The following is a 19,645-nucleotide window of genomic DNA, read 5'->3' on the forward strand; positions in this document are numbered from 1 at the left end:
CAAGCCGAGCGGGAGAGGAGCGTTTCACACCGGCGCATCGGCGCGCTTTAGCCATCGCTATTATTTGGCCTCCCTCAAACATGTGCTAGGTTGACGCGGATACGGTGCGGTGAACTCGAACGCTCCCGAACGTGATGCAGTTAATAGAGCGGGGGCTTCAAACCATCACACTGGCGGCCGCGTCGAGGAGGGGCACGACCCATGCCGAACGAACGTGCCACGGTTGTACAGACACCGGCTGGCGCCGACCTGACATTCACCCATCTCATCGGCCGCGATGAGATCAGCCGCTGCTTCGCCTATACGGTCGGCTTTGTCTCGAAAAACCGCGACGTCGACCCGCTGAAGATGCTGGGCGGCGTCGTTTCGGTCGAGGGCGAATCCGACCCGAAGCGCTGGTTCAGCGGCCTCGTGTCGGATTTCAAGCTGACCCGCATCGAGGACCGGCTGGCCTTCTACGAGGCGACCGTCAGGCCATGGCTCTGGTTCCTCGGCAACACCACGGATTGCCGCATCTTCCAGAACATGACGGCGGTGGAGATCGTCGAGAAGATCTTCTCGAAATATGGCATCGCCAAATTCGAGAAGCGGCTGCAGGGCTCCTATCCCCAGCGCGAATATTGCGTGCAGTATGACGAGAGCGATCTCGATTTCGTACAGCGGCTGCTCGAGCACGAAGGCATCTTCTATTTCTTCGAGCATGACGAGGGCAAGCACACGCTCATCCTCTGCGACGCGATGAGCAAGCTGAAGCCGGCGCCCGGCTACGAGAAGGTGCTTTACAATTTCGAGGGCCAGGCCTCGCGGCGCGATGTCGAATATATCACCGAATGGATTCCGGGCAGCGCGGTGCGGCCAGGGGCCTATGCCCATACGGACTATGATTTCGAAAAACCCGGCGCCGACCTGATGGCGAAATCCGCCCAGCCTTTCGCCCATAAGGAGGCCTCGGGCGAAAATTATCGCCAGCCTGGCGCGCACCTCGATGTTGGGCGCGGCGACAAGATCGCCGGGATCCGCCGCGAGGAGCTTCAGGCCGTGCACCAGCACAGCACGGCCGTGGGCACGGTGCGCGGCCTTTTTTCGGGCTGCAAGTTCACGCTGGAGAGTTTTCCCCGCGACGACCAGAACCAGGACTATCTGGTGATCAGCGCCGAATACCGGCTGTTCGACCCGGGCTACCGGACCCAGAACGAGGCCCACAACGAGAATTTCAAGGTTGTGCTCGGGGTGTCGCCGGCCAAGCTGCCTTACCGGCCGCCGCGCATCACGCCGCGGCCGATCATGCGCGGTCCGCAGACCGCGACCGTCGTCGGCCCTTCGGGCGAGGAGATCTTCACCGACAAATACGCGCGGGTGAAGGTGCAGTTCCACTGGGACCGGCTCGGCAAAAAGGACCAGAACTCATCCTGCTTCGTGCGTGTCTCGCAGACCTGGGCCGGCAGCAACTGGGGCTTCATCCAGATCCCGCGCATCGGCCAGGAGGTCATCGTCGACTTCATCGAGGGCGACCCGGATCTGCCGATCATCACCGGCCGCGTCTACAACGCCTCGCAGATGCCGCCCTACGGGCTGCCGGGCAACGCCACCCAGTCCGGCTGGAAGTCGAACTCCTCGAAGGGCGGCGGCGGTTACAACGAGCTGATGTTCGAGGACAAGGCCGGTTCCGAGCTGGTCAACTTCCAGGCCCAGAAAGACCATCACCTGCTGATCAAGCACGACCGCAACAAGACGGTCCAGCACGACCAGTCCGACCGCATCGACCATGACGCCAAGCACTCCGTCGGCCACAACCTCGACGAGGACGTCGGCAATAACAAGACGGTCAAGATCGGCGTCGACCAGACGACGAATATCGGCAGCAATGACACCGAAACGGTGGGCGCGAACCGCTCGCTGACCGTTATGGCGAATGAGACCATTCATGTCGTTTCGAATTCGACGGAGAACATCGACGCGAACCATTCGCAGACGGTGGGTCTCAACCAGACGGTGACGGTGGGTGTCGCGCGCGTCGATACGGTGGGGGCAGCGGAAGCGAGGACCGTGGGTGCGTCTCAGACTAATACGATTGGCGTAACACGATCCGTCAGTGTCGGCACCAATCAGAGTCACGATGTCGGTTCTGCGGATAGCTGGAACATCGGGGCGGCCCAAACCGTCAATGTTGGCGCCGATCAGAGTTTCACCGTCGGAGGGGCACAGTCGTCCCAGATTGGCAAGGCACGAACAGCCAAGATCGGAGCGGATGACGGGACCGATGTCGGCGGGGCACATGCTCTCAAGGTCGGGAAGAGCAGCGGCATCGACATTGCCCAAGACAGTTCAATCAAGGTTGGCAAGAACCTGATGATCGAAGCGGGCGACTCGATCACGCTCAAATGCGGCTCAGCGTCGATCACGATGAAAAAGGACGGCACCATTGTCGCTGACGGGAAGGATATTACAATCAAGGGCAGCGGCAAGATTACCGTCAAGGCCGACGGCGACGTGATCGTCAAGGGCAGCACGATCAACAACAATTGAGGGCATCATCATGGAAGTGCTGGAGCGCATCGACGGCGTCGTGATCGGCCTGCTTATCGGTTTCGAAGGCGGAGCGCCACTGGTGGTCTTCGTGGGCAATCCGCACGAAACCGCGATTGCGGCGCGTAGCCTAACCGAACTGGAGCCAGCGGCCATTGGTTCGGAACTAGCCCTTCTGTTCGAGGAGGGTGACCCGACGCGCCCGCTGGTCGTTGGACGCATCGTCGATCCGGCCCACAAGAACAGGGAGCTGCAAGTTGACCGTGACGGCGAGCGCATCGTTATCACCGGCGATGAGCGCATAGAATTGCGCTGCGGCCTGGCATCAATCATTCTGGAAAAGAATGGCCGCGTGACCATTCGTGGCACCCAATTGACCAGCCAGGCCAGCGGCACCAACCGCATTCGCGGCGGGGCAGTGCATCTCAACTGAGGCGAGCGGATGCACAGCATCGCGACCATCGCCCCCATCGTGGACCAGCATGCCGAGGACGCGGCTTTCCTCTGGCTGCGCCGTCGTCGGGAGATCGACGGTCCAATCTTCGGTGAGACCGACATCGGCCGCATCGACCAGCGCCTTGAGGCTAACCTCGAAGGGCTCATGGCGGCCGGCAAGGCTGGCTGGGAGTCTGCTCAAGCGCACTTCGCAGACTATGCCGAGCCGGGCGAACTTTTCGTGCTTGGCACTGTGGCTATGCGTTGGAGCGATGCCAAACTGGTGAGCTCCGCAATCGACGCCGGTGCAAGCCTGGGTGAAGCCGGCATTTCGAGCTTGTCCGCCGCGATCGCGCGTACCCCACGCGAAAGCCTGCGGCCGTTCGTGGCGCAATGGCTGGACACACGCGATGCGAGACTACGCTGCCTTGGGCTGTCTGCGCTCTGGCATCATCGCGTCGATCCAGGACCGCGCCTGCAGGATCTGGTGAGCCATCCCGACGCCGCTGTACGCTGGCGCGCCATTCGGCTCGCCGGTGGGCTCAGGCGGCGCGACCTGCTTCCGGTAGTCCTGGCTAGCCTTGATGGCGAGACGGCGAAAGAACGTCTTGCAGCCGCCTTCGCCGCTTGCCTGCTTGGCGAGGCGCGGTCCGCGCACCCAGTGATCGACAAGATCTTGGTGACGGAGACGGGCCAGATGGAGGCGGCGATCGAGATACGCCTCCTTACAACGCCGCCCAATGCCGCGAAAGCCTGGTTGCAGACGCGCCTCGGGCAGCCCCAGTTGCGCGTGGCGGCGACCGCCTCGCTCGGACTGTTTGGCGATTCCTCGGTGATGCCTTGGCTGATCGAGAAGATGCGCGAGCCGGAGCTTGTCTTTGCCGCCGGGCTGGCGATGCGCGATCTGTTCGAAGTGGATTTCAACGACACCAACCTGTTCACGATAGACCCGGCCGATTTGGGGAAGGCGTTTGAATCTCTGAACGACAGCCCATTGCCTGTCGCTGATCGCGTTGCTTCTTGGTGGGACGAGGGACGGGGCGGCCGCGGCCACAGGCCGTTCCATTCGATGCGCCGGTTGCGGCTTGAGGCGTTGCGCGCAGCCCTCGCGGCAACCGATACGCCGCTGGCCGACTGGCGAAGGACGCGCCGGTTTCCGGCATGGCTGTAATCTACCCGCGGTTCACCCGCGCCACGACGGCGGCAGCGCGCAATCCGTTCTCGGATGCGACTTCGCACATGGCAATCGATCCGGGCGCATAATCCTGGACAAGACTGTCGGCGGCCAGCATCAGCGTCAGCGCGCCGCTGGCCGCGCCGGTGTCGCCGACCGTCATCGCCGGATAGGCCGTCGCCATCAAGGTGCGGTGCGTGCGATAGAAGCGCGGTCGGGCAATCAACATCTCCCAGCCATGGTAGCGCTCGCCATTGCCGTTCGAGACGACGAAGTCGATGTCGGGTTCCGATGGTCCTGATCCCGAAACGGCGTCGCGCAGCGCGCCGAGCATGGCGCGGCCTTGGCTGTAGCGCTCGGAAAGGATGCTGTCCGTCTCCTGGGCCACGCCGACGCCATGGATAGCGGCCACGACAGGCCCGCGGCGGGGTTCCCGCAGCAGGCGCACAAAGACGGCGGCCTCGCCGGGAACCAGTCCTTGGGCGTTGTCCGCACCCCGCAAACGCCCGGTCCGACTGAGCCGGCCGAGGTCGGTATCATTGACGAGGCTGTCGACGCCGCCGAGCAGCACTTGCGCCACGCCTTGCTCCTCCATCAGCCCCAGCGCCCGTTCGATCAGTCCCACGCTTGCGGCCGCGCCGCCGTCGATGACGCGCGAAGCGTGATGGAACCTCAGGCCTGTCGCATCGCCAATCGCGGCTAGGAAATCGCTCGCCGGAATATCCTCGAACCCCGGATGGTTGCGAAAGCTCTCCGGCATGGTGATAAGCAGCGCGGTTGCCGCCGCGACACCCGGCTCGTCCGTGCCGAGTGCCTCTTTGATCGCGCGAGCGGCCATGTTGACCAGCCATTCGCCTTGGTTGCGGCGCAGATGCCGGTGAGTGGGAATGCGTGCGACAATCTGGGAAATGCCGAACGGTTGGGCGAGCGTGATTTCCTCGAAGGCCGAAAGGCTCGCCCGAATCGCCGCGATCGTTTGCCTCGCGTTCAGCCCAGCGGGCGTGACGGCGCCGCCGCCGGCGAGGTAGAGCGGCCGCTTCATGGCTGCCACACGGCGCGGTCGACGGTGCCGTCGCCGCCGCGCGGGCTAAGGTAGGTCTTGCGCTTGCGCCGGGCAACGAGAAAGGCGGGCGTGACATGGCCGAAGACGATCTCCCGCAGCGCCGGCGTGTTCCGTTTTGTCACGTGTGAAAAGCGCGCTTTCAGTGTGACGCGCCATAGATCCGGCTCGACAATCACCGTGTCCGCGACAAATGGACGTTCCTCGACGCGGTCGTCATAGATCAGCCGCACAGGCGCAACGACGCGCGGCAAGCGGAAGTCCCAGCGGCCGTTCGGTGTCATGCCGATGATCGTGACAGTCTCACCGCCATGGATTGCCGGCAGGTGCTGATCCGCCGGGGCGCACAGATTGTAGCGCGGATCGAAATCTCCAGGAGGCAATGGCCACTGCGTGTCGATCCAGGCTTGGTCATAGGTGCCGGCGAGCGGCAGTCTCGGCATCCAGCCCCGCCCGAGCGGGCCGAAGCCAGCCGGTCTGGGGCGATCGGAGGGGCTAAGATAAGGTTCAGCGGGATAGGTGACATTTGGGGCGTGTGTGCGCACTGCCGGATCGGCGGAGGAGGCATGGTGATAGCCGACGCCGACCGGGTTGCGTCGATCAAGCCGACCATCCGGCAGCGTCCCGCCATAGGCGCGCTCGTAAACGATCGGCATGGTTCGGAACATGGCCGGCGTGCTGTAGCCGCCGGCGTCATAGACGCGGTCTCCGACGACGTTGAGCACCTTTTGCAAGCCACCGATGCGGAAACCGACCTGCATCTCCGCCACCGGCCGGCCGTTCGGCGCGTGCGCCGAACCGTTGACAAGGACTTCGGCGGCCGGCTTATGCGGCGCAATATCGGCTTCGTAGCGATTGGAGGAATTGGCCGGATCACCGAACGGGATATCCCAGAGCGCGACCGGCATCTGATCTTCGCAGACGTCCAGTGCTGGTGCGCCGTCGGGCGCATCGAAGGTCGCCGAGACCATGACGACGAGGACTTCCTGGCCGTCGGCGTCGAGTTGCACATGTGTCGCGGTGGCGAACGGCGTGCGATTCTCTATCCCGACCGCGAACGCCATCGCTCAGCACCAATTGCCGTGTTCGTCGAGGCCGATCGGCCAGTAGGGCATGGCGGTCAGCAGCGTCGCATAGTCGTCATGGCCGCCCTGGATCAGCCACTCGAGAAGGAACACCTCGGGAGGTACCGCGCTCGAAGCGGAACGCTGGTTTTCCTCGTCGCACGCGAGCCAATACTTGCGCACAAGCCAGACCACTCTCGGGTGGGCGGCGGGGCCGGCAATCCCGTTGGCCTCGATCGTTCGGAGGATTGCCTCGTCCTTCGGCAGGCCGGTCTCCATGCGCTCTTCGACACTCGCGTCCCACGTCTCGGAGGCGACCGCGAACACGTCCTCGAAATCGAGCAGATAGGCGGCGAACAGGTCGCGGTGGCCGGCCGTGCCGATCACCGGCGCTGCCGCCTGCGGGCGGCCTCGGACGTCGCCGGGTGCCCGCAGCAGCCGGTAGGTTCCGTTCTTGATGTTGTGATTGACAAGCAGCGCCATCGCTCAGCACTCCTCGAATTCCGGATCTTCCCCGACAGGAATGAAGTCGAACCTCCTCATGAAGTCCGCCAGCTCGGGCTCGGCATCGTCGAGAAAGGAGAGCAGCAGCGTCACCGGCGGGACCGGCCCAGCCCCTTCGCTGTCCTCTGACAATTGCTTAGCCTCGGTGCCCCACATCTCGTTCCCGTGTTGCGGCACGCCGCTCAAAAGCGAATCGTTCAGCCTCGTCGTTTCGAAGTAGTACTTCCGAAACAGGGCAATGACGCGAGGATGACTCGCCGGACCTGCCGGCCAGCGAGCGTCGACAAGCTCCTTGTTGACCTCATGTGCATGTATATCGTGCCACCAATCAAGTAAAGATGGAACGATATCCTTCAAATCAGAGATCCATAGATTATATATTTCTTGATGCTTTGCCGGAATCATTTCTAATCTCTATATATTGAGGCCTCTGATATTCGCGTTCATCGCGTCGTATAGCTCGCGGCGATCCAGCTCGCGCATGTCCCTGGACTGTTGCATGCTGTGGGCATGACAATGCGGCTGGCACGGAAGGTCGCGCATCCGCTGGGCGAAGTTGTCCGCATCATGGCACGCTCCCATCTCCCATGCGACCTTCTGCGGCGGCTGGTGATCGGCGATCATCGTGACCTTGCCGTCGGTTTGCTTCTTGATTTTCGCGTCGATGGCCTTCAGCGCCTTGTCCTTCGCTGGCCCGGGAGTCCGACGAAGGATGTTGGCGCGATCCTTCTTGCATTGCCAACAGGCCTGCCCCTGCACGGAGGCGCGCTGGGTCTCGGTCGTGGGGGTATAGTCCTCCGAGTACTTGTAGTCGCGCGGGCAGTCTTCCTTCATCGCGTCTTTGCCGAGCACCACCGAGAAGTCCACCATGGCGGAAACGTCGACCGTGTTCGGCAGCGGGCTCGCGGTATTCTGCTCCATCGGATCGCCGTGGCGGCAGACCCCCTTGCCCTCGACCTTGACCGTGAACGACCAGAGCTTGAACGAACCCTTACCCTTGATGCGATGGGTGATTACGCCGGCGCCCAGTCCCGGCGTAGCCGCCTCGTTGCCCGTGCTCAGCGCCACTTCGGAAGAGTTCTCTAGCGCCGTTGGTGTTCCCTGCACTTTGACGCTCTTGCTGCCTTTGATGAGGTCGCTGGCCGAAAGCATGTTGACATATGGAACCGGCACCGGTCCCGCCGGCGGTGGCGGCGGGCTGAGGCAGACATCGCCCGGCGCGATGCCCTTGCCGCCGCTCGCCTGGTGGAAGAAGCCCATCTTTTCGGCGTACACCGTGTTACCCATGGCTCGGGGCTCCTTCGTCTCCGGCCGTGCTCGCGCCGCGCATCGCGGGCAGGGCATTTTGGGCGAGGTCGTGGATGTCGGCGAAGCCGAGTTCCACGACCTCCCAGTCGTCGCTCCAAAATGCGATCTCGTCGGTCGCGGTGGCGGCGCTCGGACGCGGCAAAATCTGAAGGCCTTCGGCCAGCCGGGTCTGCGCCCAGTAGTTGTCGACGCAGTTCCGAAGAAGCGAGGCCACGGCATCGTACCAGGGGTCGTCCGGCTCTGGCGGGGGCCCCAGCCGGACGATGGCGAACGGATAACGGCGGCCGACGCGATCCTCGCTCATGCGCCAGGCGCCGGCACAGGGCTGGTCGCCGAAAATGCCGCCCTTGACGATGAAGCGCCAGACGCGCGAATCCAATTCCCCCTCATCCGGCCGTGCGCGCAATTCCATCGACATCCACCGGTCCCAGCGGTCTATGAAGGTCCGCGGCAGGTTCGCGGAGACGAAATCGCCCGTCGCCGGAATCTTGCCGAAAAAGCCGGTTGTCAAATCTGCGGCGGACATGTGAACTTCTTGAACATCTCTAGCGTGTAGGGGTTTTCGACGCTGGCCGCCTTGAGTTCGAAATCGGCCCACATCCCCTTGGTGCCGAGCCGCAGGCTGTAGACGTCGGTGAGCTTGGTCGCGTTGAAGCGGCCGCCGCGCAGCATTCTCAGCCACGCCCAGCTGCCCGTCTCGTTGAGCATCACCTCGGGCGAGCCGTCGACCGGCTGGAAGGCAAGCGAGATCACGCCGGTGCCGTCCTTGCCGGGCCATGTCATCGGCTGCGGCCTCGTCGCGTTGTTATAATAGACGAGGTTCTGGCCATCGAGATTGAGCGTCACCCGCGCCACGTTGGGCGACAGGTCCTTCGGCTCTAGGGTGAAATTCATCACCGGTCCGGTGCCGCCGGGGAACAGGTCGTCGCGGATATGGCGCGCCTGCTCGAAGGCTGCCAGCGCCGCCGGATCCAGGCCGAAATCGGCGCGCCATTTCCACGGTTCGCTGGCAGTGTCGACATAGTTGATCAGATGGTCGTTGGTGAAGGCGTCGATCAGGCCGGTCGGGCCGAACAGGCGCTGGAAGTCGCGCACATTGACGTCGACCGCGCTGTCCGGGCTGAACGGATAGCGGTTGTTGAGCGCCGCCTGGCAGAAGGGCAGGATGTCGGCCCGCCAGATGGCGTTGAGCTCGTTGGTGACGGCCTTCTGCGACAGGCCGCTGGTGTCTCCGGCAATGCCGCCCAGCCAGTCGTTGATCGGCGAGGGCAGGATTTGCGCTTGCCTGGCAACCGCGCCCGTCAGCTCGGCGAGGCCACCCTGTTTCTTGATCGCGTCCTGCGGATTGGGGTTGGCGGTCACGGTCTGCAGCACGTTGGACAGCGCTGTCAGCGCCACCACGGCGGCGTCGAGCGCCGGCGGCTGGCCGTCGACCTGTGCGATCGTACCCTTGAGGGGCTTGAAATGGTCGGCGACCAGGCTGCCGGTCATATCCACCTGGTTGGCGGAGCCGGCGCGCGGCAGGAGCTTTGCGCCTGTGGTCACCACCTTGCCCAATTTGCCGAGCTTGCTCAAAAGCTTCGAGCCAGTGTTGGCGGCGTTCTTGTCGTTGGCCGCCGCGTCGTCGGAGCGGGTCAGCTCCGTTTCCTGCACCACTGCGGTCAACAGGCGCTTCAGCGCGGAGTCGGCGCTGGAAAGATCCTTGAGATTCTCGCTGGCAACGTTGAGGTCCGTCAGCGGCGCCAGCCGCATGTCGCGCAGGAAACTGTCCCACTGCGCGATATAGTCGTCGTAATAGAGCTTCAGGATGTCTTCCGACAGCGCCGAGACCGACGTCTCCGAATTCTCCGAACAGCCGCCGGCAAACACCGCCCGGTCGAGCGCCGCCTGGCCGGCGACATCCTCGACCCGGTCTAGGATCGCATCGTGGAAGCCGGCATAGGTGTAGGGGCCTGGAACGCCGACGCGCAGCGTCTTGTCGGAGCGGCGCGCGAATACCTTGGCACCGTTCGGTCCGGCGAAATTGGCCGGCACCCATTCCTTGACCGCCGCCACTTCGGGGTCCGCCAGAAGCTGCTTGTAGGCGCGCTCCGGCAGCGAGATCGTGCACACCGTCTTCAGCGCCTCGGCGACCAGCTCCTTGTCCGGCGCGATGTAGCTGTCGTCGACCGCCATGCGGCGGATCGCGGCAAGCTGGTGCTCTTCGGCATCCGCGGTCGGAAAGGGCGGCGCGGGCGCGAATTGCGGCAGGCTGTTCACCCACCAGTTCTGCACGAAATCGGTGTCCATCTGCGACAGGCCGGTCATCATCCGATAGGTCTTCAGCGCGCCGAGCATGAAATCCGGGTCGCGGATCTGCCGCCACATCGTGGCTTCCAGCAGCGCAACCATATGCGGCTCCAGCACGTTGCGCAGGGCATGGTCGTAAGTGTCGGTCTGCGCGCGTATGAGCTCGGCCGAAGCGGTCGGACCGAGCAAATTGTGGACGGCATCCGGCGGCGCGGTTCTGGCCGCCCCCACCGCGTCCATCGCCGCCAGCGCGCCGTCCATCGTCGGCTGCTCGACCGCCGCCGGCATGGCGGCGACGTCGGTCAGCGGCTGCTGCAAAGCCTCGAACTGGCCGGCCTGCTCGGTGATCGCATTGCGGTTGTCGAGGTAGGACCAGGTGAACAGCCCACCGACGAGCAGTGCCGCGAGCGCGCAGGCCGCTGCCGCGCCGCGCCAGATCCAGGCGCGGCGGCGCTGCGCCAGTGGATCGAACGTGCCGAGGCCCGCCTCCTTGAAGATCACTTCGGTGAGCAGATTGCGCAGGAAGAAGCTGCGCTTCTCAACCCGCGCCGCCGGCATGGCGCGGCGCGGCGGCAGCCCGAAGGATGACGACAGCGCCGCGGTCAGCCGGTCGATCGGCGCGCCTTCCTGGGTCGCCGAGGTCAGATAGAGGCCGCGCAACCAAGCCGCTTCCTCGTAGCGGCTCTCGCCGAACATCGCCTCGACCAGCACCTGGATCGGCTCCGACAGGCTGGCAAGCTGTGCCGGGAAGCGGAATATCTCGGCCCGCTGGCCAAGCTTGTCTTCGTCCTCCAGCCGCGGCACCAGCCGCCGCTCCAGCTCGGCGGCGAGCCTGGCGAGCTCCGTCTGGATCGTGCCGGCATTGACACGGGCGTCGAGCGGAAAAGTCGTTCCCCACACCTGCTCGCGCGCCGTCGTCGACAAGCCGCCGAAGAAAGCTTCGAAGCCTTTGATCAGGTCGGCCTTGGTCAGCATCAGGTAGACGGGCAGGCGGATCTCCAGCCGATCGTTCAGCTCCGCCAGCCGACGGCGGATTTTCCGGCCATGCGCCTTGATCGCTTCGTCGCCCTCGGACAGCGCGTCGATCGACAGCGCGACGATGACGCCGTTCAGCGCGCGGCGGCCCCGGTGCTTTTTGAGCAGATCGAGAAAGCCCAGCCATTCCGCCGCGTCGACATCCGGCTGGCTTTCCTGCTGGACGTAGCGGCCGGCGGTGTCGATCAGCACCGCGTTCTCGGAGAAGAACCAGTCGCAATTGCGCGTGCCGCCGACGCCCTGCAAATCGTCGGTGAGGTCGATCGGGAAATTGAGGCCGGATTGGCGCAGTGCCGTGGTCTTGCCCGTCGCCGGCGGACCGACGATCACATACCAGGGCATCTCACGCAGGAATTTCCGTCCGCCGAGCTTGCGCCGCTTGAGCTCGGCCATCACCTCGCCGAACTTGGCGCCGACAGCCGCGACGCTCTCCTCGCCGGGCGTGAGTTGCTTCTCTTGAACAGGCGCCGCGATCTCGGCGACGAACATGCGGTTGGCGCGGATCGCACGGCGTTGCGCGATGATCAGCCAGATCAGCCACAGGATGATCAGCCCGGCGATGATGGCGATGCGCACATTGTCGGATTCGAACGGCGCGTAAGGGCCGACCTGAACGATCGGGCCGAACACCCAGATCAGCAGCGAAAGCAGCGCGATGCCGATCAGCGTCCACAGGAAACGCGACGTGATGACGGCCCAGAGGAAGCGCAGGATGAACATCTCAGAGCCTCTTCTCGACCAGGACCTCGACGCGCCGGTTGAGCGCGCGGCCTTCCCGAGTGGAATTGTCGGCCACCGGATCGGTTTCGGCGCGGCCCTCGGACGAGATGCTTTCCTGCGGCACGCCGGCCTGCACCAGAAGCTTGGCTATGGTCTCGGCGCGGGCTTCCGAAAGGCGCTGGTTGCTGGCCAGCGGGTTGGACTTCTGCAGGCGCACATTGTCGGTGTGGCCGACGACGGTGATCTTTCCGATCAGTTCCTTGTTGTCGAGGATCACCTTGGCGATCGACTGGATCAGCGGCTCGTAGCCCGCGGTCAGCGTTGGCTGAGACGACTGGAACAGCTCGGGATTGGAGGATTGGATGACGAGCTTCGCCAGCGAGACGCTCTCAGTACCGCTGAGCGCGCCCTTCAGGTCATCCGGCGCCGCGGTCTTGAACTCGGGCAGCAGCGCGAAATCGACCGGCTGCGGCGCTTCGGGCTCGGGGGCATCCTGCTTGGGCGCGGCGCGGGTGACGTCGCCGCGCGAGGCCGGCGGCAGCGTGCGCACCAGCGCGGAAAGCTCGACTGCCTGGCTGCTCAAGCCCATCGACAGGCCGACATAAGCGGCCGCGGCGACGACAATCGCGGCAAGCGCCATCACCCAGATCGGCACGATGAAGCGCTGCGGCTCGTCGGACGCGATCACGCCTTTCCAGTTCGGCGACAGTGGCGAATCCTCGGCATCCGCATTGCGCAGGAAGCGTGCAGCCGCAACGCGCACCGCGTTGAGCGAACGGTCGCCAGCCCGCCCGGGCACCCGGTATTTGCCGCGGAAGCCGAGCGCCAGGCAGTAATATTGCAGCTCCAGCATCTCGCGGTCGCGGTTCGGATGCCGCTCCAGCTCGTCGAGGCGGGTGAAGAACTGGGTGCCGGCATCGACGTCGCCGCGCAGCATGACCACAAGCGGCTGGCGCGGCCAGGCGCTGGCGCCGCCCCATGGCGTGTTGAGCGCGAGGTCGTCGAGCAGCGCCGCCACCGCCCAGGCCGCCTGGTCGGCGCGCTCCAGCGATGAGCCTGCGGCAACAGCGGCGTCGCGCGCCCGCACCAGCTCGTCGAGCAGGCGTGTGCGCATCACTTCCGGGTTCTCCGGCGCCAGCGCGCTTTCGAGCTCCGGTGCGAATTCGAGCAGCGGCGCGAAGATATTGATGAGCGTGTTGGGATGTGCTCGCGCCCGCTTGACCGGCGCGCCCGGCGCCAGCGGCGCCATCGGGCGGGGCGCCGCACCGGTCAGCCGGATGCGGGTGCGCTCGCGATCCTCCGACAGTCCGAAGGGATCATCCCGGCTCATGGCCTCACCTGTTCACCGAATAGCAGTCGACCTGCGGCTCGCTCGGCAGCACGCCGGAAACGCCGATGACGAAGCCCGGAGCGTCGAGCAGCGAGGCCCAATGCTCGCTCTTCTGGTCGAGCTCCAGGCACAGCCGGTCGCCGTCATAGGGGATCTCGCGCGGCTGCGAATGCAGCGGCTTCAGCGGAATGCCGGGCAGGCGCGATTTCCACAGGCCCTCGAACTGGTCGGCCGAGCCGACCGTCGCCTGGTTGACGAAGATCTTGCGCAGCGCATCCTCCGAAAGTTCGGAGCCGACGCGGATGACGATGCGGCTCGCGACCAGCAGCTTCGGGTTGTCGATGCGCACCTTCCAGACATTGGTGGCGTGCCGCATGACGGGCAGCGCGCGCGATTTCGGCTCGATGTAGCGCAGGCTGAGGATCAGCGAGCGCAGGGCGTCCGCCAGCGCCATATAGGCGGGGCCGGGCGCCATGTGGTCGTAGGCCGGCAATTCGCCGAGCCGCCGCGAACTCGAGCCGTAGGTGGCCATCTCGCCGGCAAGGCCGGTAAGCTCGAGAAAGAGCTCGGCCGGATGGAAGACGTCCTGCGCCAGCATATGCGCAAGCCGCGGCCGCGCTGCGTTGGCGAGGTGCAGCATCAAAAGGTCCTCGACGCTGCGGCCGGCTCCACCCATCACCATCTTGCCATGTGCCTCGGCGATCTGGTCGAGACCGGTGACGACCTCCTGCAGCAATTGCCGGTACCAGTGCACGGCGCCGGTGGTCAGCGTCGGCGGCAGGAAGGACTGGTCGAGCGAGACGCCGCCATCGGCGCGCAAGCCCCTGATATCGGCGATCGGCAAGGCGGTGTAGCCGCCGACCGATTTGCCGGGCGCCAGCAGCAGCGCTTGCGGCCGGGCGATCTCGATCTCTTCGGGATCGGCGCCGCCCTGCACGGCGTCGCGCACCGGGATGATCTTGCCGTGGTAGCGCGCGCCCGTCGATTGAGCATGCGCCGGATCGAAGCCGACGCCGCCGGGCGGCTCCAGCGGCAGCGCCACCAGCACCGGCCCGGCGCCGGTGTCGGCCGTGACCGGCAGCGGCTTGGGCGCGTCCATCAGCTCCGGGATGGAGAAGGGCGTGCCGTCCGGGAAGATGCCCCGGGCGGACACGATCGACACCTGGCCGGCGTCGAGCAGCGACTGGTCGAGCGTCAGCTGCTGGAAGCCGAACGTATGGAGCTGGCCCGCCTGCAACGCGCCGCGCACCATCCCTTCGAAGAACCGGTCCTGCTGCTGGAAATGCTGGGTCCTCAAGAAGAGTCCCTCGGACCACAGCACCCTGTTTGCGTCGCTCATGCTGCCACTCTCTGCACTTCCCTGTTGACGCTTCACTAGTTCGCTAGGCGGAAATGCCGCCCTTGCCGAGGCTGACATTGATGGTGAATTTCGATCCCGGCGAAACCGACTTGGTCGTGCGCCAGTTGCGTCCTCCTGGCTCGCGGATCAGCGCGACGAAGCCGAGCGCCGTCGCATTCGGCTCGACCGTGATGGTCTTTGCCGCCGTCTTGCCCGGCGCCACCGAAATCGTGTCCATGCCGATCAGATCGGCCCCGAGCGCCCCACTGGCGCCCCCCTGTAGCGCGAAATAATCCGCCGAATTGAACTTGCCGGTGCTGGCAAGCCGCATCACCAGAACCGTCACCGGCCGATCGCCGCCACCCGGTCCCGGATTCATGCCGGCGCCGCCGGTCACGTTGACCGAGATCACCGATGGTTTCGGCGGGCCGCTCTGGCAAGCCGCAAGCAGGCCCGTGGCGCCGATGGCAAAGATGAATTCGCGTCTGTCGATCATGTCCCTACTCCTCTTCATATGCGTCCCTGAAGTCTGCGCCGATCTCGCCCAGGAAGCTCGATTCCGCGCTCTGGGCGATGTCGCGATGGCGTTTCTGGTAGAGCTCCCACAGCTTGGCGTTGCGCCCGCCGGCGAGCAGATTGCCGATCGCAGAATTAGACTTGAGCTCTTCCTCGATGGCGGCCGGATCGAAGCGGTCGATCATGTGCCGAAGTGCGGCCTGAACGCCGCGCCAAGCGCGCACGTGATGCTGCGCGAGATCCTTCACCGCATCGCTGATCGCCGCCTCGCCGGACAGAAAGCCGGGGCTGCGCTCGGCGATGATGGTGACGATGACATCGTCGACCGTAGGGAGGAATTTGAGCGGGTTGACTTCCGAAGAACCGACCACCGTCTGTGCGACGCGCGCGCTTCCCTTTTCCTCGGCCCGCTTGCGCAAGAGCTGCATCAGGCCATCCAACATCAGCCGGTATTCGCGGCCGAATTTTTCCATCTCGGCGATCGCGTCACGCCCGGGGAAATCGGCCTCCTCGACGCCCATGCCGCGCAGGAACGCGGCGCGCAGCGCCATGTCGCTCGGCGCGGGCTGCGTCGGGCGTGATGGCCTCGGCGCGGAAACAGGGCGAGGTGGCGGGGCAGGCGGTTCGTGCGCCTGCGCCGGTATCTCCCAGGGACGGACGGCCTTCGGCTTCTCGGCCGGCCGCTCGATGCGATCGGCTGGATCGGCGCCGTGGCCGGAAGCAGGCTTCGCGGCTGGCCCGAAGCTGAAATCGTCGAAGCCGGCCGCTTTCGGCGCGGGCTCGGGCATGTCGTTGCGCGATGGCATGTCGCCGAAGCCGAACGGGTCCGCTCGGCCGCTGGCGGGCTCGTCGTTCGAGGCCGGCGTCGCCACCGGATCGAGGCTGAACGGGTCGTCGAACGCCGGCGAGCTGCGCCGGTTCGAAGCGCGATCGTAAGCCCCGGCCACCGGCTGCTCGAAAGGATCGGGCAGCCCGGCCGGGCGCGGCCGCTGCGGCTCCTCCTCGACCTTTGCAGAGAAGAAATCGTCGCCGCCGATGCTAGGAGGCGTTCTTGGCTGTGGCGACTGCCAGGCCGGCGCCGCGTGGTCGGCGATCGGCGCCTGACCGATCGAGGTGTGGCCGGCGCTGGGCTGCACCTCGACATGAAGCACATAGTCGCCCATGCGCAGCCGCATGCCGCTTTGCAGGCGTGTCGACCTGCCGGTTCCGAGCGGGCTGTCGGAGTCGTCGATGAACAATCCGCTGCTCGATGTATCAGTGACATAATAGCCGTCGCGGCCACCGCTGATCTTGCAATGGGCGCGCGAGACGAACATGTCCGGATCGTCGATCTGCCAGCCGGCATCGGCGCTGCGGCCGATCACCAATTCGCCCTCGTCCAGCCGGGTCTGCCTGACCACTTGCGAGCGCGGGCCTTGTTCCAGGGTCAGCAGCAGGCTCATCAGGCTGCCTCCGCCATGTCCGGCCGCCAGCCGACAATGGTGCGCAGCCTGAGATCGTCGGCGTCACCCTTTTCAGCCGGGCGCGAAAGCCAGGAGGTCCGGCCGAGCTGGATGGTTCCCATCTTCGGCGAAGGCACGGAGTCGCGCGCAAGCACGATCCTGAGGTCGACGTCGAGCGCTTCGCCGATCATGTCGCGCACCGCCTTCTTGAACAGGACGAGGCGCCGTTCGCCTGGCAGGAACGACTTGAAGTCATCGAGGTTGAGCGGACCGACGCGCAATTCGATCCGGCTTTGCCGGCTGAAGACGCGCGGCCCGATCGTGGCCCCGCGCCCCAGCGCCGCATAGGCTTTGCCGACTTGGCTCTGCAGCGCCTGCGGAATGGTGATCCAGGCGGCGACGAATTCCTTGATCTCAACCGGCACCTTGAAGGCGGTGGCGAGAAACAGCGTCAGGCGCTCCGCGCCGTCGACCTGGTTGGCCAGCGATCCGGCCTGGCGCAGCCGCACCGTGTCGAGCTCGGGATCCTGCGTGCCGGGCAGGCCAATCCCGGCCATGGCTTCCAGCATGGCGCGCACGCGCCCGCCGACCGATCGTTCGACCTGCACCGCCGGATGGGCATCCGCCCAGGCGCGATAGTAGAGCGCGATCATGCGATGCTGCAGGATGTTGACGAAGTCGACGAAGGTCGTGTCGCTGGTCTGCTCGGCATCGGCGCCGGTGAACCAGCGCTGCGACAGTCGGTCGAGCACCCAGCGCGTCAGATGCAGCGGCATCGGCCCTTCCGGTCCGAGCAGGCCGAGATTGGCGACGGTCACCCGCGCCGGAGCCCTTTCGCCCGCATCCTGGAATTTGACCACATCCTTGGCCGTGAAGCTCAGGCGCACATGCTGGCCGAGCCTTGCCGGCTCGCGCTCCGCGGTTCCGGAGTGCCCGAAGAGGCCGCGCCGTTGCTCCAGGCGGCGCAGCAGCTCGAAAAAGTCGTAGCCGTCCGACAGCGGCTCCGCTTCGGTTGGGACCGGTTGCGCTAGATCAGGTAGCGATTGCCGGGCGTCATCGGCCATGGCACATCCTCCTGCTTCTGCAGCAACCGCGTCCGCGTCCGCACGAAACCATTTATCCCGGCATGGCGGGCAAACAGCCGCGCCAGCAGGGCCGAAAGCAGCAGCGAACTTTGACCCGCCAGCACCGACTGGTCGACATGCAGCGTCACTTCGGTGCCGCGCCCGAAACACATCGGCCCGTCGATCTGCAGCCGCTCGATCACCGGTCGCGAGTCGATGCGGGTGATCGAATGCACGTTGCGGGCAAGGCTGGGATCGCCGCGGTCGGCGTAGAGGTCGAGCAGCGCATGCAGCGGATCGACGCCGCGACCTTCCTTGGCGAGGCTAAGGAAGTTGAGCGAGAGCTGCGCCACCAGCCGCCAGGCGAGATTGTCGGCGCGGGATTCGCCTTCGGCGCCAGCCGGCAGCGCTGCCGGAATCGCCGGCTGCGGCGGCCGCAACGCGCCGAGCAGCCGCACCGCTTCCACCGGATCGGCGGTCTCCAACGTCAGCGTCGGCGTGTCGTCCAGGATCGGCAGGTCGCGGTTGGTGCAGAGCGCCATCACGTCAAGACGCTTGAGCGGCCGGTTCGCAAGGCTTCCCGCCGGGCGCGAGACCGCGATAAAGACATCATCGCCGGTATAAGAGGTGCGGGTCAGGCCTTCGCGCCGCTCGTCCTCCGTCGCCCGGCGCGGGCGCCGCTCCGTCGAATAGACCCAGCCGCTGCCGCGGTTCTGACTCAGGCTGAACAATTCCGGAATGACCGCCTCGCTGCCTTCGGCGTCGGCGTCCTCCACCCGGGTGACGCGGAAGATCTCGAAGTCGCGCGCCCTGGTGCGGTCGGCATGCAGCACCTGGCGCGTCCTGCGCGGATCGATCTCGATGACGTTGCACTCGCGCTCGAAGAGATTGATGATCGGCGTTGCGAACAGCTCGAAATCGGCGGCCGTCACATCGGCGAGCTCCGGCACCGGCCGCCGGAACAGGAAGATGATCTCTATTGCCCCGTCGCATTTGCGCACCACAGGCTGCAGGCCGGCGACGCGCACATAGTGGAAGCGCTCCGGGATCATGAAATACTCGCGCAACAGCCGGTATCCCTCGAAGGTGGGGCGGGTGCGCGGCATCAGCGCTTCATCGTCGTGGATCCCGATCATTTCGGGCTCGGGCAGCGCGGTGACTGGATTGGTCTTGCCTTCGGCCCGGGCGGCGACGGCGGAGCAGGCGCCGAAGATCGCGTCGAACAATAAGGGCGCCTTGGCGCGTCCGGCGAAATAGAGGTCGAGGCGGTCGAGCGACAACTCGCTGAGCTTGCCCTTTCCGGTCCGCGCTAGCGTGATGCGAAACGCTGCTTCGCCGCGCACGCCGCCGACCGGCGCGATGCCGGCCGCCGCCAGCGCGCTGCGGTCCTGGAAATAGCTGACCGAAGTGATTGCGATCGGCCACAGCGTGACCTCTTGCGCAGTGGTGAAGGTCGAGCGCGTCGACAGCCCCGGATGCAGGCCTGAGACCAGCCTCGTGCCGCGCGCCACGGCGTGGCCGGCGATCATCGACTGCACCTGCTGTCCAGGTTTCAGCACGGCCATTGCCGTCGCTGGCGCCGGCGTCACAAGGTCCGGGTAGAGCACGTCGAGCACGGCGCGCGAGAAGCGCGAGCGCTCCGCGTCGACCTTGAGCCGCGTGCGCGCGGCAAGGAAGGCCACGCCGTCGAGCAGCCTTTCGACATAGGGGTCGGGGCAAGGGACGGTATCGAGGGAAAGATTGCGGGCGACCGCCGGATGCATGTCGGCGAATTCCGCGGCCAGCGCCCGGATATGGGTCAGTTCCTCTTCGTAATACTCCACGAAGACCCGATCCATC

The 19,645-nt window shown here is 65.5% G+C and carries 16 protein-coding genes; 3 read left to right on the forward strand and 13 right to left on the reverse strand.

The annotated features are described in order from the left end of the window. Nucleotides 1–201: 201 nt before the first annotated feature. From tssI to P9272_RS00955, 3 genes are read left to right on the forward strand one after another with little or no spacing between them, the layout of a single operon-like run. A complete protein-coding gene (gene tssI, locus P9272_RS00945) occupies nt 202–2,526 on the forward strand; it encodes a type VI secretion system tip protein TssI/VgrG (RefSeq protein WP_278158136.1) in 2,325 nt (774 codons plus the stop codon). 7 nt (nt 2,527–2,533) lie between these two features. Next, nucleotides 2,534–2,959, forward strand: a complete 426-nt coding sequence (locus tag P9272_RS00950; RefSeq protein WP_278158574.1) for a DUF6484 domain-containing protein — start codon at nt 2,534–2,536, stop codon at nt 2,957–2,959. Between the two features lie 9 nt (nt 2,960–2,968). Then, on the forward strand, nt 2,969–4,132 hold the full coding sequence (locus tag P9272_RS00955) for a hypothetical protein (RefSeq protein ID WP_278158138.1): 1,164 nt from the start codon (nt 2,969–2,971) through the stop codon (nt 4,130–4,132). Nucleotide 4,133: 1 nt separating this feature from the next. On the opposite strand, the gene P9272_RS00960 is transcribed toward P9272_RS00955, so the two are convergent. Genes P9272_RS00960 through tssF form a run of 13 tightly spaced genes read right to left on the reverse strand, consistent with a single transcriptional unit; the run spans nt 4,134 to nt 19,644 of the window. Then, nucleotides 4,134–5,177: a hypothetical protein gene (locus P9272_RS00960; protein WP_278158140.1), complete on the reverse strand. Its 1,044-nt coding sequence runs from the start codon at nt 5,175–5,177 to the stop codon at nt 4,134–4,136. Next, complete coding sequence (locus P9272_RS00965) at nt 5,174–6,259, reverse strand: DUF2169 domain-containing protein (protein WP_278158142.1); 1,086 nt, start codon at nt 6,257–6,259, stop codon at nt 5,174–5,176. Before P9272_RS00965 ends, P9272_RS00960 begins: the two co-directional genes overlap by 4 nt. Before the next feature lie 3 nt (nt 6,260–6,262). Beyond that, nucleotides 6,263–6,742, reverse strand: coding sequence for a hypothetical protein (locus P9272_RS00970; RefSeq protein ID WP_278158144.1), 480 nt, complete (start codon nt 6,740–6,742; stop codon nt 6,263–6,265). A gap of 3 nt (nt 6,743–6,745) precedes the next feature. Then, a complete protein-coding gene (locus P9272_RS00975) occupies nt 6,746–7,168 on the reverse strand; it encodes a hypothetical protein (protein WP_278158146.1) in 423 nt (140 codons plus the stop codon). A gap of 9 nt (nt 7,169–7,177) precedes the next feature. After that, nucleotides 7,178–8,038, reverse strand: a complete 861-nt coding sequence (locus P9272_RS00980; RefSeq protein WP_278158148.1) for a DUF4150 domain-containing protein — start codon at nt 8,036–8,038, stop codon at nt 7,178–7,180. Between the two features lie 4 nt (nt 8,039–8,042). Further along, nucleotides 8,043–8,597 carry a type VI secretion system-associated protein TagF gene (tagF, locus tag P9272_RS00985; RefSeq protein WP_278158151.1) on the reverse strand — a complete coding sequence of 185 codons (555 nt, stop codon included), beginning with the start codon at nt 8,595–8,597 and terminating at the stop codon, nt 8,043–8,045. After that, nucleotides 8,579–12,115 (reverse strand): type VI secretion system membrane subunit TssM, encoded by a 3,537-nt coding sequence (gene tssM, locus P9272_RS00990; protein ID WP_278158153.1) that lies wholly within the window; start codon nt 12,113–12,115, stop codon nt 8,579–8,581. The genes tagF and tssM overlap by 19 nt, the downstream gene beginning before the upstream one ends. A gap of 1 nt (nt 12,116) precedes the next feature. Then, complete coding sequence (gene tssL / locus P9272_RS00995) at nt 12,117–13,445, reverse strand: type VI secretion system protein TssL, long form (protein ID WP_278158155.1); 1,329 nt, start codon at nt 13,443–13,445, stop codon at nt 12,117–12,119. A gap of 4 nt (nt 13,446–13,449) precedes the next feature. Beyond that, nucleotides 13,450–14,784, reverse strand: coding sequence for a type VI secretion system baseplate subunit TssK (gene tssK / locus P9272_RS01000; RefSeq protein WP_278158157.1), 1,335 nt, complete (start codon nt 14,782–14,784; stop codon nt 13,450–13,452). Between the two features lie 43 nt (nt 14,785–14,827). Further along, nucleotides 14,828–15,280 (reverse strand): type VI secretion system lipoprotein TssJ, encoded by a 453-nt coding sequence (gene tssJ, locus P9272_RS01005; protein ID WP_128259693.1) that lies wholly within the window; start codon nt 15,278–15,280, stop codon nt 14,828–14,830. Nucleotides 15,281–15,284: 4 nt separating this feature from the next. Beyond that, nucleotides 15,285–16,742, reverse strand: a complete 1,458-nt coding sequence (gene tagH, locus P9272_RS01010; RefSeq protein ID WP_278158161.1) for a type VI secretion system-associated FHA domain protein TagH — start codon at nt 16,740–16,742, stop codon at nt 15,285–15,287. Continuing rightward, nucleotides 16,742–17,806 (reverse strand): type VI secretion system baseplate subunit TssG, encoded by a 1,065-nt coding sequence (gene tssG, locus P9272_RS01015; RefSeq protein WP_278158163.1) that lies wholly within the window; start codon nt 17,804–17,806, stop codon nt 16,742–16,744. Before tssG ends, tagH begins: the two co-directional genes overlap by 1 nt. Continuing rightward, the gene (tssF, locus tag P9272_RS01020) at nt 17,770–19,644 is read right to left on the reverse strand and encodes a type VI secretion system baseplate subunit TssF (RefSeq protein ID WP_278158164.1); all 1,875 of its coding nucleotides are present in this window, start codon (nt 19,642–19,644) and stop codon (nt 17,770–17,772) included. Before tssF ends, tssG begins: the two co-directional genes overlap by 37 nt. Nucleotide 19,645: the final 1 nt, after the last annotated feature.

The sequence above is a fragment of the Mesorhizobium sp. WSM4976 genome (assembly GCF_029625685.1).
Lineage (GTDB): Bacteria > Pseudomonadota > Alphaproteobacteria > Rhizobiales > Rhizobiaceae > Mesorhizobium.